The sequence below is a fragment of the Blastopirellula marina genome (genome assembly GCF_002967715.1).
In the GTDB taxonomy this organism is placed as follows: domain Bacteria; phylum Planctomycetota; class Planctomycetia; order Pirellulales; family Pirellulaceae; genus Bremerella; species Bremerella marina_B.
The window spans coordinates 19200-33899 of the sequence record NZ_PUIA01000040.1 but is presented as its reverse complement, the minus strand read 5'-3'; the positions used below and the strand labels follow the sequence as shown (position 1 = coordinate 33899).

The following is a 14700-nucleotide window of genomic DNA, read 5'->3' as shown; positions in this document are numbered from 1 at the left end:
CCAGCAAACGCTCGCCGGGGGACTTCGCCCTGTGGAAGAAAGCCAAGCCTGGCGAACCTTCCTGGGACAGCCCGTGGGGACAAGGTCGCCCAGGCTGGCATATCGAATGCTCGGCGATGAGCAAAAGCATTCTCGGCGAGACCTTTGATATCCACGGTGGCGGTCTCGACCTGACCTTCCCCCATCACGAAAACGAAATTGCCCAAAGCGAATGCTGCCACGGCAAGCCGATGGTCAACTACTGGATGCACAACGGACTACTGCGAAGCGACCCGAGCGCCGGCAAGATCGGCGGCAAGGCCGAACGCGAAAAAGGTGCGACCGAAGGGGAAGCCGCCAGCGGCAAGATGAGCCGTAGCGGTGGCGCTGGCGGTTTGCACTCGCTAATCGACCGCCAGGGGGGCGAACGCATTCGCTTCTTCCTGCTACGAACCCATTACCGCAGCACGATCCTGTTCAGCGAACCAGCGATCGAAGAGGCCGGTATCGGGCTCGATACGTTCTACCGTTTGTTCGAACGCTACGAACGGATCACCGGCATCAGCTTCTATGACATCGAGACCGCCAAAACCCGCAAGGAAGGCGAGATCGAAGCTGGCAGCGACGAACTTCTGACACTGCTCAAGAAGCATCGCGACGCTTACCTCGAAAAGATGGACGACGACTTCAACACCGGTGGCGGTGTGAGCGAGTTGTTCGAGATCGTCCGCGGCGTGAACAAGTACATCGACCAGAACAAGCTGGAAGAGACCAAGGGTGCCGATACCAGTTCGCTGGATCAAGCCATGGCTACCATTCGCGAATTGTCTGCCATCCTGGGTTTGTTTACCGACAAGCCGGAAGCCGATTCGAGCGAAGATGCCGGACTGGTCGATGCCCTGATGGGCCTGGTCATCGAGATTCGAGCCAACTCGCGGAAGAAGAAAGACTTCGAAACGAGCGACCTCATCCGCGATCGCCTGACCGAGTGCGGCATCACGCTGGAAGACCGCAAAGACGGTACGCTCTGGCGTAAAGGTTAACCTGATCCAGTTCCCTTTCCCTTTTCCAGGGAGAGGGGCAGGGCGATGGTTGGGAAGCGTGTACCAGGGTCGCCCCTCACCCTAACCCTCTCCCCCAAGGGGCGAGGGGCCTTGCTTCGCTTACTCCCTAGGACTTCCATGCGGAAACGTATCCTTGGCATCGATCCTGGTCTTAACATCACCGGCTATGGTGTGATCGATGTCGGTCCGTCTGGTGTTTCGATTGTTGAAGCGGGAGTGGTGCGTGGAAAATCGCGGGGAGACGTGCCAGCCCGAGTACGCGAGATTTATGAAGGCATCACCGACGTGATCACGTCGCTCAAACCGACGGTGATGGCGATGGAAGAGCTGTACTCGCACTACGAGCGCCCAAAAACGGCGATCATCATGGGACATGCCCGTGGCGTGCTCTGCCTGGCAGCGGCACAGAATGATTTGACCTTCCACAGCTACGCTGCCACGCAAATCAAAAAGATCCTGACCGGTAGCGGTCGTGCCCCTAAAAGCCAAATGCAAGACTCGATTCGTCGCGAACTTGGGCTTTCGGCCGTGCCAGAGCCTGCCGACGTGGCGGATGCCTTGGCGGTGGCATTGTGCCACCACTACCTCAGCAAAATCGCAACGACCATTTAACAACACCTCTCGAAACGGAATTCCCCCTTGATTACGAAAATCACCGGCAAACTGGTCTCGGTCGAAATCACCAGCGTGACGATTGCCGCCGACCCCTTCGAATACGAAGTGCTGGTGCCGGAGTTCGTGCGTCGCCAGGTTCAGTCGCAAATTGGCCAAAAGGTTTCCTTTCACACAATCAACTACCTGGACGGCGATCCTTCCCGCGGGAGAATGAGCCCTCGCCTGGTTGGTTTTTCCAATCACATCGAACGCGAGTTTTTCGAGCTGTTTTGCTCCGTGGACGGGGTCGGCGTAAAAAAAGCTTTGCGGGCCATGGTCCGTCCGGTCCAAGAAGTCGCTAATCAGATCGAACAACAGGATGCTAAAGGACTATCGGCCTTGCCTGGGATCGGTCCGGCCACCGCCGACCGAATTGTGGCGAAGCTGCGCCGTAAGGTCCCGAAATTTGCCTTGTTGATCTCCGGAGCGGATGGCGAGAGCCCCGAAATTTCGCGAGACGTCGTCACGGAAACCTTCGAGGTTCTCCTGCAACTGGGTCACTCGGAAACCCAAGCCAGAAAGCTACTCGACGCAGCCGTCGCCGAGAAAAAGAGCTACAAGGACGTGGATTCCTTAGTCCAGGCAGTGTACAAAATTGCTCATCAAGAGGGATAACTCACTCTCCATCAATACACTTCCTCACTATCCCAACTCATCATGCCGGACGTCGTAGACAATGAAGAACAGCTAGTCGCCGCCGAGTCGGTTGCGGACGATGAGTTAGTTGCTGCTGAGGTGCCTCAGCCGCAGGGCACGCCTTGCAAAGCGTGCGGCTGCCCGGTGGAACCGAACGATAAGTTCTGTCCTGCGTGCGGTACGCCTCACGAAATCAAAGGAGTAGCCGAGAAGAAAGCGGAAGCCAGGCAGTCGATCAAGAAGTATTTCCACTGCAAGACATGCGGCGCGAATGTTTCGATTGATCCACAAGAGTTGAGTTACGTCTGCCCTTTCTGCGATTCGACGTATGTCGTTGAGTACTCTCCCGAAGTCTCGGGCCGGCAACTGCCGGAGTTTGTGATTCCTTTCCGCGTGACGCCTGACATGGCAATGGAAAAGTTTCGCGCGTGGATTAAAGGAAACGATTGGTACCGGCCCGGTGACTTGCACATGGCCGAGATCGAAGACAAGCTCTGCGGTGTGTATCTTCCGTTCTGGAGCTTCTCGATGCTGGCCGAAAGTCGCTGGAGCGCCTCGATCGGTGAGTATTGGTACAAGACCGAATCGTACACGACCATGGAAAACGGAAAGATGGTCACCAAAACGCGCCGTGTTCAACATACGGAATGGTGGCCTCTTTCCGGCAGACACCATAGGTACTACAGCGGCTACATGATCTCGGCCAGCAAGGGTTTGACACAAGCGGATGCCGACCGTATCAAGCCATTTACCCTTTTGGCTGCCAAACGGTACGAACCGTACTTCCTGGCCGGCTGGGCAGCCGAAGAGTACCAGATGGAAATCGCCGAGGCACAAAAGATCTGCTACGAAGAATTCTATCGCCGCGAACAGACAAACATTCGCCAATTCCTGCCTGGCGATACGAGCCGTAGCCTGGTTGTGAAGACGGAATTCTCGTATGAAAACTCCGACCTGTATCTGCTGCCCATTTACCTGTTGACCTATCGCTACCAAGACAAGGTCTATCGGTTTCTGGTCAATGGACAAACGGGCCTGATCAACGGGGACAAGCCTGTCTCGTGGACTCGCATTTGGGGTGTCGTTGGTGGTGGCGTGGGTCTTTTGATCCTGTTCATTCTCATCATTCTGCTCATCTCAGTAATGATGAAATAAGGAGTCGGAGAGAAAGCCCAGCCCCATGAGTGATCTGCTTGAGAAATGTACGGTTTGCGGTGGATTGATCGACGAGGAAGATCTGTTCTGTGGCAATTGCGGAACGGAAGCTCCTCACCGCCAAGACGCGCATACACCTGACTCCACACTATCCACCCACAGCTTCAGTTGCAGCGGATGCGGCGCGGCCATGAGCTATTCTGCCGAAGCGGAAGCTCTGCGATGCCCCTTTTGCGGATCGACAAACCTAGAAAAGGGGAAAGACCATAAAGTTATCGCGGCGACCAAGGTCATTCCGTTTCGCGTGTCAGAAGCTGAAGCACGAAAAGAAATGCGCGAGGCGATCGGCCAAGGCTTCTGGCGACCGCCCGACATCTCAGAGCGAGCGGTGGTGAAGAATATGGTACCGGTTTACGTACCGTACTGGGTGTTCTCGGCCGATGTCGCGACTTTTTGGACGGCTGATACAAGTCAGACACCGATGGGTGCCAGCGGTGACTGGTACCCTTTGTCAGGCGAACATCGAGCCCGTTACGAAGGCGTTTTGGTAGGGGCTAGTGGTGCCTTAACACCCAATGAAACATCTCAGCTCTGTCCCTTCGACATGAGCCAAGGCATTTCCCCCAAAGATGCCCACCTGGATCAGTACACGGTGGAGCAGTTCAACGTCGCTCGCAAGTATGCTCGCCCGATGGCCAAGTCGGGCCTCGAATCACTCGAGCGGAAAGCGGTTGATATGAAGTTCGTCCCGCCGCGAAGCCGCAACGTGCAGGTCAATCTTCGTATCCAGAATATGAGCAGCGAGCCAATGCTGTTACCAGTCTGGATTATGGCCTACCAGTACAAGGACGAAGTCTACCGATTTCTCGTCAACGGACAGAATGGACGCTCAACAGGGCACGGCCCTGTTTCGTATCACCGCCTGTTCATGGTGCTCGGCACAGTTCTCGCCGTAGGCTTAGGCATTGCGATCATTGCCATGCTTTGCGGAGGTCTGGCCAGCCTATTCAGCGGCTGATGCGTTGAATCATTCCTCATCGTCGACGAATTCGTAGACCATCCCTTCGAGAACTTGTTCTGCTTCGCACTTGTCCATGTGAAGTTGATCAGAAACATCGTTTACCATGTCATGCACTACGATTTCAGTCATTGTCTGGGTTCCTTTGCGTTTGGAAATGATGGGAGTGTGAATCTCCTATCCGCAAAGACGGTGCCAATGGTTCGACTTCCGAGGAAAACGCCACGCGACGACGTTCAACTGGCCGCTAATCAGACAATTCGCCTGCTCCTGAATCAGGCCCATCATCAATTGAGTGCAACGATCGAGAAGTTCAGCACTGCGGCGAACGATACCCAAAGCAGGTAAGGGACCATCAATAGCGAAGCCTGACGGTCGTGACGCCAGAACATGACCACGACAATCAGAATCGAAATCCAAAGTACAGTGATCTCGACGGCTGCCAGCTTCGGGTTTTCAAGCCCGAAAAAAATGACAGACCAGGTCGTGTTCAAAAGCAGTTGAAAGCACCACATCCCCAGCGAGTGAGGGGCATTTACCCAGCCTGCGTTCTTCCAGATCAACCAAACGGCGACCGCCATCATCAAGTAAAGCGTCGACCAAACAGGGCCAAAGATCCAATTTGGTGGATTGAACGATGGTTTATTGAGTTCTGCATACCAGGTTTCGATCTGCGGCAAGGTAAATGATGAGCCAACACCCGCTGCCGTAAAACAAAGGATGATCCACCCTACTAGCCCCAGAGCACTTTGCCAGAAGGGCGTTACTTCGGGTTGATTCGTTGCGGAATCCATGTGACCTGCCTTGTATCGGGAGAATACCGAACTTTTCGACCTCATCCTCTATTTGTTATAGTGGACGGCGATAGTCAACACCTGTTCAGTTGCTATCAGGCATTAGACTCGCAAATTTATCACGGAAAAAGGTTTTTCCAATGGGCAGGGAAGCGATACTGCAAGGCGAAAGCAGCCCAAACGAAGAAGACAAGAGCCTCCGCCCGCAATCCATTTCCGAAATGGTTGGCCAACTTGAAGTGCGCGAACGCCTGAAAGTGGTCGTCGATGCGGCCGTCAAACGGGACGAACCGCTCGGACATATTCTCTTCGATGGCCCCCCAGGTCTGGGCAAAACGACCTTCGCGACCTGTATCCCCAAAGATCTTGGCGTCAATTTCCAGCTAACATCCGGACCGGCGCTGCAGGCTCCCAAGGATCTGGTTCCTTACCTGACCAATGCCGACGAAAAGTCGATTCTCTTTATCGACGAAATCCATCGCCTACCCAAAGCGGTCGAAGAGTACTTGTACACGGCGATGGAAGATTTCCGAATCGATATCGTTCTCGGTGAAGGGACCAATGCGCGGACAATCAATTTGCAAATCAAACCGTTTACGTTGATCGGAGCGACAACCCGTAGCGGGATGCTGACCGCTCCACTGCGAGATCGCTTCCCGCTTCGCGAGCACCTCGACTTTTATACCAACGAAGAACTCGCCGAGATCATTCGACGAAATTCCCGTAAACTGGACGTCACCATCGACGATGATGCATCGCTCGAGATCTCGAAGCGAAGCCGTGGTACGCCACGCGTAGCGAACAATCGCTTGCGATGGATCCGCGACTACGTGACCAGCAAGGCCGACGGGCACATCACCATGCAGTTGGCTCAAGACGCGATGGCGATGCAGGAAATCGATTCTCTTGGGCTCGACAACCAAGATCGCAAATACTTAAACACGATCATCCGCGTCTTCGCCGGTGGGCCGGCCGGCATCGAGGCTATCGCCCATACGATGAATGCTGCCCCTGAAACTCTGGCAGACGAAGTCGAGCCGTTCCTGTTGCGCACCGAACTTCTCGTTCGTACGCCTCGGGGCCGCATGGTGACGACCAAATCGGTCGAACACATTCAAAAGATTATGGCCGCCAAGGGCAAAGGGCTCATGGACTAGAAGACACAGTGCGACCAGAGAAACCGGCAGGTCGCGCTGTGCATGAAACTAGCTCGTCATCGCGCCAACATCGAATCGCAGGCGTGCAACGGCCGAACAATCTTTCTCGGGGAAATCCGCTTCGCGAACGACGAATACATCTCCGCCGTTCTTCAGTGTTTCCACCGCGGCATCGTCCAGTAGATCGTGACTGATCTCATTGGGGACGCCGTCGTCCTGCACGTGCCCATCGCGGTCGACATGCCCCCAAATGGCCGTATCTTCTCGAATCAGCAAGGCCTCGATCGCTCCCATTTCCGATGCTCTGAGAATCGTCTCAAGGTCATTGGTTGCGAGGTTCTGGCCGTAGGCATCGTGATAGTTGGATATCGCACGATCGCATTCTTGCTGGAAATGCGGCTTTACTACCTGCCATGCTTTCTCGTGAAGCTCGTCCATCGATGCGTTGTCGAAGTTGCCATGGACACTATCTGGCAATAGGTAGCGATAGCGAATCGCTTCCTTGAAAACGGGATACAGATATTCAACGCCAGCGAATACCAGCGGGTCATTGCGTCCTTCCAGGAATAGACTCAGAGGATCATCCATGCGATGAAAGAACTGGAGGATCGTTTGCTTGGGGTCGTCGTCCCCGGCTCCCTGGCCGTGATACATCGTGTCGACTTCGCCGCCACGAGCATAACTGAAGTGCTGGATCGACGTGATGTATTCGTCGATGTTGAGCGCGTCTTTCAAGTTCTCGGGGAGTTCGGCCGGAACACGTTCTGCCAAACCATCGGCATTGCCTTCAAACAATCGCACCTGATTTTGACTGACGGCAATCAACACGAAGCGACCATCGCCGTGCAGTGCCGGTAACAGAGGACGCAAATAGAATCGATCCCCCACATGCACTTGCTCGGTCAACGTGCATCCCATCTGATGCACTTCCAAAGACTTTGGCGTGACAAACAGCGCCAATCCAGCAGAAGGATGCCGCCAGGCGTCTTGCTTCTCATCGTCACGAAAACGTTCCAACCGTTTGAGAATGGCCTCGCGACATTTCGAATCGCACACCTGATCGATGCTGAGTAGTGAAGCAGCATCTCTCATCAAATTCTTAAAGCGAATTTCGTTCTGCTGGACTTCCCGTCCCCACCGAAACATGGGCATGTAAATCGAAACACAAACCTCGCTCGTTTCATCCAGTAGCGTTTGAATCTGTTGCGGTTCCATGTCAAAGTATCTCCTTATTCCAACCCGAAGCGTGCCGATGGTTGAGAAAACACCATGCTGGTCGCAGAGCTCCCCGCTCTGGCAGCTTACAGCGCCTCAAGTCGCATGTCACTGGCTATTTCGATCGTTCCTACAAAGCGTGCAAAGCCTGCGCCACCGCTATAGAATTGTGTTCCCACCCTTCGCCTGTTTTGATCTTTAATAGCCCTATGCCCACTTGGTTAACTGTCACATTACTGACGCTCATGGCAGGTATGACGATGCCGCTCGGAGCGATCATCGCGAGCATCGAACACATCCACCGCGACTGGCTTGAACAGGAGTTCCGGCATAGCGTGATGGCATTTGGCGGCGGTGCTTTGTTTTCCGCTGTGGCATTGGTTTTAGTGCCGGAGGGCACAGAAGAACTCCCTGCTCATTTTTCTGTGCTATGGATTGTCCTAGGTGGGTTAATCTTTTGCGGGCTCGATATCCTTTTGGCACGATACCATAGCCCGACGACGCAGCTCGTTGCGATGTTGTCCGATTTCATCCCAGAAGCCCTGGCTCTGGGAGCAACCTTTAGTGCCGGCGGAAAGTCTGGCCCGCTGCTAGCCATTTTGATTGCCCTGCAAAATCTTCCCGAAGGGTTTAATGCCTATCGCGAAATGAATCAGGGGCCCGGGATTTCTGGTGTCAGAATTGTCGTGGTGTTTGGTGTACTAGCACTACTGGGACCGATTGCGGGGCTTGGCGGGTTTCTTCTTCTTGCACAGTTTCCCGCCGTGGTCGCGGCGATCAAACTGGTGGCCAGCGGAGGTATTCTGTTCTTGGTCTTTCAAGATATCGCTCCCCAGGCACGTCTCGAAAAAGCCTGGGCACCAGCACTCGGGGCCGTGCTTGGGTTTGCACTAGGTGTGCTCGGTCACGAACTGCTTCCGTGAGTTTCCGTTTTTTTTGATAACGGCGTGAACCCGGCGACATTTAGCACGTCCATCTTTCCAGAACAATCAATCAACTGCCTGAGTGAAATATCAGGCAACTTCCGGAGAGACAACGTGTCATCCCATCTCATACGACTGACATTAAAGCAATCCAACCGTTTCGGTTTCAGGACAGGGCAACCCACGCCCAGTCCCTTCCGAAAACGGCAACGCATTTGACGTGTAGACCTCTCTGTCTCTCCGATAGAAGGCTCCTCGTCCGATGCGACGAGGAGCCTTTTTTTGTTTTCATGCGGGATATTCGCTGCTGGTACGCGAAGCTCGATTTTGAATCGAGATGTCGTTGGTTCAATTCCAACTCCCGCAGCCTCGTGCGATGGCGAATGCGATCGCACGAATGAAATGATTGACTGCCGATTGGAGTACATGTTTTCAGAACCGCAGGTCGCAGGTTCAAGTCCTGCCGTCCCTACTTTTGAATTTGGGGACGTAGCTCAGTTGGATAGAGCAGCGTAAGGCCTCTGGTCATCCCTTCGTCGATCCTTTCCTTTTTCACAACTCAATTCGCACACTCTCGACTGCCGGTTGGGAGTCCATGGTTTATCAAGTTCGATTCTTGACGGCCCGCCTCATTCAGTATGCGGGCCGAGCTCTCGCCATCCCTTCGTCGAGTGTGCTTTTCAATTTCTTTTGTCCTTCGCCAAGGAGAATATTTCCATGGCTAACAAGCTGTTGTTCGGTTCTACCAAGTCTCATCGTCCGCACGCCAACGCGCGAAACGCTGCCGGAGGTGCCGCCTATGTGCTGCCTGCGAAGCACGCGCTCGCTCAACTGGCAACGACCGGATGTTTAAGCGGAACGTTCTACGCAACCGGCCAGCAGCAACTGGACGAGGTGGTGAAGCTTGTGGAACAGGTCGACGACAATCAGTTCCTTGCCAAGCTGGCCATCTACGCACGGCAGCGCGGAATGATGAAGGATATGCCGGCCGCACTACTGGTAATGCTATCGGTTCGCGATACCGAGCTTACGCATCAGGTGTTCGACCGCGTGGTCGATAACGGCCGCATGCTGCGCAATGTGTTCCAGATGGTTCGTAGCGGACGCTTTGGCCGCAAGGGATTGTCTTCCAGCTTGAAGCGGGCCTTCGAGCGTTGGTTGAACAATGCCTCGACACTTAAGCTATTGTCCGCTTCCATCGGCAACGACCCTTCGCTGCGCGACGTACTGCGGATGGCGCGGCCGAAGCCGACCAACAACGAACGTCGTGCTCTATTCGGTTGGCTGACTGAAAAGCCAGTGCCGCAGTGGGCTCCGGCTACGCTGCATGACTTGCCGGAAGAAGTGCGCCAACTGAATTCCTTCCGCGAAGCGAAGAAGGGTTCCGAGCAGGCCCGGATCGTACGCGACTTGTCGCTGCGGTGGGACCTGTTGGCCGATACTGCCCAGGATGCACATGCCTGGAAGGCGATTGCCAAACAGATGGGTCCACAGGCACTGCGGATGAACTTGAACACGCTACTACGTCAGGGTGTTCTGCGTAGCGAATCAGGTAAGCCAGATGCAGAAATGGTTGCCTTGATCGCGAAGCGGTTGTCCGATGAGCGTGAGATCAAGCGTTCGAAGCAGTTCCCGTACCAGTTCCTGGCCGCCTACAAGCATGCCTCGAATGACGTTCCTCAAGCGATCAAGTCTGCGCTACACCGCGCGGCCGAGATTGCGTGCGGAAACATTCCACAACTGTCTGGTCCGGTACTGATCGGTCTGGACGTGTCTGGATCGATGCATAGTCCGGTTACCGGCTACCGCGGTCGCGGCGCGACCACCACGATGCGTTGTGTCGACGTGGCGGCGTTATTCGCGGCGTCGATCCTGCGACGTAACCCAGACAGTGTGGTCGTGCCGTTCGATACTGTCGCATACGATGCGAAGTTCGATCCTAACGATTCGATCCTAAGCTTGTCCGATCGGTTGGCACGCTACGGCGGTGGTGGAACCGACTGTTCGATTCCGCTGCAAACGGCGAACGGACGGTACGCACATCGGCAATTCGCCGGCGTGATCCTGTTGAGTGATAACGAAAGCTGGATCACCAAGAATCGCCCATATGGATACGGACGCTACGGCCAGACGGGCATGATGAGTGAGTGGCAGAAGTTTGTGAGCAACCAGATGAAGCTTGGTGGTCATGAGATCACTTCGCCCAAGTTGGTGTGTATCGACTTGCAGCCGAACACCACGACCCAGGCTCCGGAGCGGGCCGATATCCTGAATGTGGGTGGATTCAGCGACGCGGTCTTCCAAGTCGTGGCATCCTTCCTCGAGGACGACGGAAGTCGGTTCGTGGCGGAAATTGACGCCATTAAAATGACTGAATAATTGAAAACAATTGCAGTAACGCCTCGGCTTATCGCAGCTCAGGCGTTTTTTTATGCTAGCCGCGTTTTTCCCCGTCAGATTCCTGTACCAATGGACGTAATATGGTTGTGAAGCTCCGCTGTTGGACCACAATAGAAGGATTGAGTCTGTCTCGATGATTCCTGGCAATCGTGGGGGCAATCCATTGAAACTACCTGCCAATTTCCTTTTCACCCCCACAACAACATGAAGCTCTCTCGACGTATCTGGTTGAAGCTGTCCTCTGCATTTGCATGGGGCGGACCGGCCGCTATTGCTTCGGCTCAAGACGCAACAACAACCGCGAAAGAAATTAACCCCGCCATGCCGTTTGGCACCGAGCATAAAAACCTCGACTCGCTGGCTGTCGGCAATTGGTGGGATAAGAAAGCAAACGGACGCAGTGCTCCTCCGACGTTGATCGTCCCACGCAACGAAGTCGTGGCATTCGCCGTCTACACACAGGCGAACGGCGTGTTGAAGATGTCCGCGCAGCTCTATCCCCTCAAACCGGATGAAGCCCGCATCGCACGGCTGGAAATCCAGAAAGATGGCCAGTGGGTCGAGATCGCCCAGGAAGAAGTTCTCTTCCCTGGGTGGAGTGCTCACTTCCGCGTGGAAGACTGGGACGGCTCGCAAACAGTCCCTTACCGGGTTCGTCACGGTAAAGAGGCCATGTTCGAAGGGAGCATTCGCAAAGACCCGATCGACAAAGAAACCATCGTCGTCGCCAACATGTCGTGCAATTCGAGCCGCACGACGGGAGAGCGGCACGAGATCGTCGAGAACCTGCTGCACCAAGATCCCGATCTGCTCTTCTTTGCTGGTGATCAAACTTATCGCCATACCGAACATACCGCAGGCTGGATCGAATTCGGTCTGCAGTTTCGAGATGTCATCAAGGATCGCCCAGCGATCTGCACGCCTGACGACCACGACGTTGGCCAGCCTAACCTATGGGGAGAGAATGGCAAGCTTTCGACCTTGTCAGGCAACGCGGACGGCGGATTCATGTTTCCTGCCGAATATGTCAACATGGTGCAGCGGCAACAGTCGTGGCATCTGCCAGACTCGCCTGATCCCGAGCCGATCGAGCGCGGCATCACCGTTTACTTCACCAGCATGAAAGTGGGTGGTGTCGACTTCGCGATTTTGGAAGATCGCAAGTTCAAGAGCGGCCCGGCCGGCAAGATTCCGCAAATGGGTCCGCGGCCTGACCATATCAACGATCCTTCTTACGATCCCAAGACGATCGATCTGCCTGGTTTGGTTCTACTGGGCGAGCGTCAGCTTAAGTTCCTCCAGAATTGGGGACAAGACTGGGAAGACGTGCAGATGAAGTGCGTCCTCTCGCAAACCGCTTTCTGTGGAGCCGTTCATATGCACGGCAGCGAAACAGGGCGTCTTCTGGCCGACCTCGACTGCAACGGCTGGCCGCAAACAGGTCGTCGCAAAGCACTCGAAGAGATTCGCCGTGCTAAGGCGATCCATCTGTGTGGCGACCAGCATCTGGCAGTGGTCGTTAAACATGGCATCGATCAGTTCGGCGACGGCCCATTCGGATTCACAAGCCCCGCGTTGGTGAACACCATCTACGGTCGCTGGTGGCATCCATTGGATGAAAAGCCAGGCCCGAACCCAGTTCCCAATAGTCCGCTTCCGTGGACAGGCGACTTCAAAGATGGCCTGGGCAACAAAATTTCGATGATGGCCTACGCCAACCCACCGAACATCAAAGACGAGAAGCAACGAGCCGATGGTTACGGCCTGGTGCGTTTCAACAAGAAGACGCAAGAGGTCACCATCGAATGCTGGCCGCGGTTCTCGGATGCGAAGAAGGGGGATAGCGAACAGTTCCCAGGCTGGCCAATTCAAGTCGCCGTTGCCGATTACGACGGACGCAAACCGGTTGGCTTCCTGCCAGAGTTGAAGTTCGACGCCGAATCGACCCCGGTTGTGCAGGTAGTGAAGGACGATACCGGCGAAATCCTCTACACGCAGCGTGTTGCCGGAACGTCTTTCCGCCCGCCAGTCTTTGCCGAAGGGACGTATACCGTTCACGTTGGTAAAGCGAAAGCTGGTGAAGTCAGTTTCACCAGCCTGGCAATCGCCGATATAGACGCGGCAATCGACGTAGTACTTGCTTAACAGCTATGCCATCTACTGACTCCAGGCCCGACGATTCATCTCGTCGGGCCTTTTTTATTTCTTGCTTTGCTTGTTCTGCAACTTCTTCTGCTTTGCATCGGAGGCCTTAGTGATTTCGTCATGCTTGTCCAAAGCTTTCCGAAGCATCGCAATCCGTTCCGGTTCAGACCCAACGGGCATGGAGTCAGCTAGGTCCTTCTTTTCGAGCGGATCCTTCACCACGTCATAAATCTCGCCGTTGGCATACACTTTGTACTGTGCGTCACGCGTATGCTGTGAAGCTTTCTCGCGCACGCCATTACGTTCATACCAGCAGTAGATATACGGCTTACTGCGGTCCTTACCATGGAAGACTGGGACGAGGCTGACTCCATCGACTTCTAGCTTCTCGGGCAGTTCAACCCCAGCGACTTCGAGCACTGTCGGCAATACATCGCTGAAGTCGACCAGATCGGCGGCGACTTTGCCTTGCTCGATGGTGCCTGGCCAACTGGCCACGAAACCGACGTGCGTTCCGTTGTCCTTCGTGCTTCCTTTGCCGCCACGATATTCTCGTCCATGAAACGGGGTAACGACCGACTCGTAGGTTCCGTTATCGCCGGTCCACAAGATCAATGTATTCTCACGCAACTTCAGTTCGTCGAGCTTATCGATAACCTTACCAACCATCTTGTCGGTGTACCGAACCATCGCGTCCCAGTATTTCGGTCCTTTGTATCCACCTGGTTCCGACTTGGCATCGCGCCACATAGTCGGGTCCCAGTCGGCGTGATCTGGCGTTGGCAGGAATGGCCAGTGCGGCGCAATCATCGGGTAATAAACCAGAAAGGGTTTATCTTGGTATTTCTCGATGAAGTCACAGATGTAGTCACTTACGACATCGGGGCCGAACTCACCGTTCTTGAAGTCGACCTCTTTGCCGTCGATCTCTAATCCAGGATTAGGGTAGCGACTGGGACGTCGCGTCAGTTGCCACAAGCAATAATGGTCGAAGCCAAAACTACGAGGCCCATCGAACCCACCATCCAGTTGCCACTTCCCGGCGATACACGTTTCGTAGCCGGCATCCCGCATAAGATTCGCGAACGTTACCGCCTTAGGATCGAGCAGACCGAAACGAATGTAATTTCGATTGTTATAGATCCCCGTCATGATCTGTACCCGCGACGGCGTACAGATCGGCTGCGAATGAGCGTTCTCGAAACGAACCCCTTCCGCGGCCAGGCGATCGATATTCGGCGTGGGATACGCTTTACTCCCGTAGCATCCTAGGCACTCATACCCGATATCGTCCGCCATTATGACCACGATATTCGGCCGCTTTGATTCTACTGCCCAAAGAGGAGAAGAACTTACCAACAAAAGGGCAAAGCCGATGGCGAATCTTAACATGAAAGACTCTCAAGAGGACAAGGTGGCAAGGTGATCTAGATCGCCCATTGTACCGATTCGATTGTGTCTAAGCGAATTCTCGATGAAGATTCGGCCAAGGCACTTTCCCTAAATCCCAAACACCGAACAATGTCAAAGACGTCTCCTATCAATTTCCTCGTTCGTTCA

The 14700-nt window shown here is 54.6% G+C and carries 13 protein-coding genes and 1 tRNA gene; 10 read left to right on the top strand and 4 right to left on the bottom strand.

Translation table 11 applies throughout. The annotated features are described in order from the left end of the window. From C5Y96_RS15155 to C5Y96_RS15135, 5 genes are all read left to right on the top strand, one after another. On the top strand, positions 1-1022 hold a 1022-nt coding region (locus tag C5Y96_RS15155; protein ID WP_105354952.1), incomplete at its 5' end, for a DALR domain-containing protein. Between the two features lie 138 nt (positions 1023-1160). Further along, positions 1161-1655, top strand: a complete 495-nt coding sequence (gene ruvC, locus C5Y96_RS15150) for a crossover junction endodeoxyribonuclease RuvC (RefSeq protein ID WP_105354950.1) — start codon at positions 1161-1163, stop codon at positions 1653-1655. Between the two features lie 27 nt (positions 1656-1682). Then, entirely contained in the window at positions 1683-2312 is a 630-nt protein-coding gene (gene ruvA, locus C5Y96_RS15145; RefSeq protein ID WP_105354947.1) for a Holliday junction branch migration protein RuvA, read from the top strand. 42 nt (positions 2313-2354) lie between these two features. After that, positions 2355-3488: a zinc ribbon domain-containing protein gene (locus tag C5Y96_RS15140; RefSeq protein WP_105354944.1), complete on the top strand. Its 1134-nt coding sequence runs from the start codon at positions 2355-2357 to the stop codon at positions 3486-3488. 25 nt (positions 3489-3513) lie between these two features. After that, a complete protein-coding gene (locus tag C5Y96_RS15135) occupies positions 3514-4506 on the top strand; it encodes a zinc ribbon domain-containing protein (RefSeq protein ID WP_105354941.1) in 993 nt (330 codons plus the stop codon). 9 nt (positions 4507-4515) lie between these two features. On the opposite strand, the gene C5Y96_RS27995 is transcribed toward C5Y96_RS15135, so the two are convergent. Together C5Y96_RS27995 and C5Y96_RS15130 are read right to left on the bottom strand one after the other, a co-directional pair. Further along, positions 4516-4638: a hypothetical protein gene (locus tag C5Y96_RS27995; RefSeq protein ID WP_261341396.1), complete on the bottom strand. Its 123-nt coding sequence runs from the start codon at positions 4636-4638 to the stop codon at positions 4516-4518. A 155-nt stretch (positions 4639-4793) separates the two neighbouring features. Continuing rightward, the gene (locus C5Y96_RS15130) at positions 4794-5300 is read right to left on the bottom strand and encodes a TspO/MBR family protein (protein WP_105354938.1); all 507 of its coding nucleotides are present in this window, start codon (positions 5298-5300) and stop codon (positions 4794-4796) included. A gap of 89 nt (positions 5301-5389) precedes the next feature. Here C5Y96_RS15130 and ruvB point away from each other — a divergent pair, with 89 nt between their 5' ends. Then, positions 5390-6457, top strand: coding sequence for a Holliday junction branch migration DNA helicase RuvB (gene ruvB / locus C5Y96_RS15125; RefSeq protein ID WP_409994420.1), 1068 nt, complete (start codon positions 5390-5392; stop codon positions 6455-6457). 48 nt (positions 6458-6505) lie between these two features. Here ruvB and C5Y96_RS15120 read toward each other — a convergent pair whose 3' ends face one another. Next, a complete protein-coding gene (locus C5Y96_RS15120) occupies positions 6506-7672 on the bottom strand; it encodes a hypothetical protein (RefSeq protein ID WP_105354934.1) in 1167 nt (388 codons plus the stop codon). 260 nt (positions 7673-7932) lie between these two features. On the opposite strand from C5Y96_RS15120, the gene C5Y96_RS15115 reads away from it, so the two are divergent. The 4 genes from C5Y96_RS15115 (at position 7933) to C5Y96_RS15105 (ending at position 13140) form a co-directional block, all read left to right on the top strand. Further along, a complete protein-coding gene (locus tag C5Y96_RS15115; RefSeq protein WP_233198978.1) occupies positions 7933-8595 on the top strand; it encodes a ZIP family metal transporter in 663 nt (220 codons plus the stop codon). A 291-nt stretch (positions 8596-8886) separates the two neighbouring features. Further along, positions 8887-8962, top strand: a tRNA-Gln gene (locus tag C5Y96_RS27390). A 350-nt stretch (positions 8963-9312) separates the two neighbouring features. Next, positions 9313-10974 carry a TROVE domain-containing protein gene (locus C5Y96_RS15110; protein ID WP_105354929.1) on the top strand — a complete coding sequence of 554 codons (1662 nt, stop codon included), beginning with the start codon at positions 9313-9315 and terminating at the stop codon, positions 10972-10974. 225 nt (positions 10975-11199) lie between these two features. Continuing rightward, a complete protein-coding gene (locus C5Y96_RS15105; RefSeq protein WP_146115669.1) occupies positions 11200-13140 on the top strand; it encodes a hypothetical protein in 1941 nt (646 codons plus the stop codon). 54 nt (positions 13141-13194) lie between these two features. On the opposite strand, the gene C5Y96_RS15100 is transcribed toward C5Y96_RS15105, so the two are convergent. Next, positions 13195-14532: a sulfatase-like hydrolase/transferase gene (locus C5Y96_RS15100; RefSeq protein ID WP_105354924.1), complete on the bottom strand. Its 1338-nt coding sequence runs from the start codon at positions 14530-14532 to the stop codon at positions 13195-13197. Positions 14533-14700: the final 168 nt, after the last annotated feature.

Coding starts and splice junctions, on each gene's coding strand:
- C5Y96_RS15135 (WP_105354941.1), top strand. CDS start 3,514: ATGAGTGATCTGCTTGAGAAATGTACGGTTTGCGGTGGATTGATCGAC.
- C5Y96_RS15130 (WP_105354938.1), bottom strand. CDS start 5,300: ATGGATTCCGCAACGAATCAACCCGAAGTAACGCCCTTCTGGCAAAGT.
- C5Y96_RS15105 (WP_146115669.1), top strand. CDS start 11,200: ATGAAGCTCTCTCGACGTATCTGGTTGAAGCTGTCCTCTGCATTTGCA.
- C5Y96_RS15115 (WP_233198978.1), top strand. CDS start 7,933: ATGCCGCTCGGAGCGATCATCGCGAGCATCGAACACATCCACCGCGAC.
- C5Y96_RS15100 (WP_105354924.1), bottom strand. CDS start 14,532: ATGTTAAGATTCGCCATCGGCTTTGCCCTTTTGTTGGTAAGTTCTTCT.
- C5Y96_RS15140 (WP_105354944.1), top strand. CDS start 2,355: ATGCCGGACGTCGTAGACAATGAAGAACAGCTAGTCGCCGCCGAGTCG.
- C5Y96_RS15110 (WP_105354929.1), top strand. CDS start 9,313: ATGGCTAACAAGCTGTTGTTCGGTTCTACCAAGTCTCATCGTCCGCAC.
- C5Y96_RS27995 (WP_261341396.1), bottom strand. CDS start 4,638: ATGACTGAAATCGTAGTGCATGACATGGTAAACGATGTTTCTGATCAA.
- ruvC (WP_105354950.1), top strand. CDS start 1,161: ATGCGGAAACGTATCCTTGGCATCGATCCTGGTCTTAACATCACCGGC.
- C5Y96_RS15120 (WP_105354934.1), bottom strand. CDS start 7,672: ATGGAACCGCAACAGATTCAAACGCTACTGGATGAAACGAGCGAGGTT.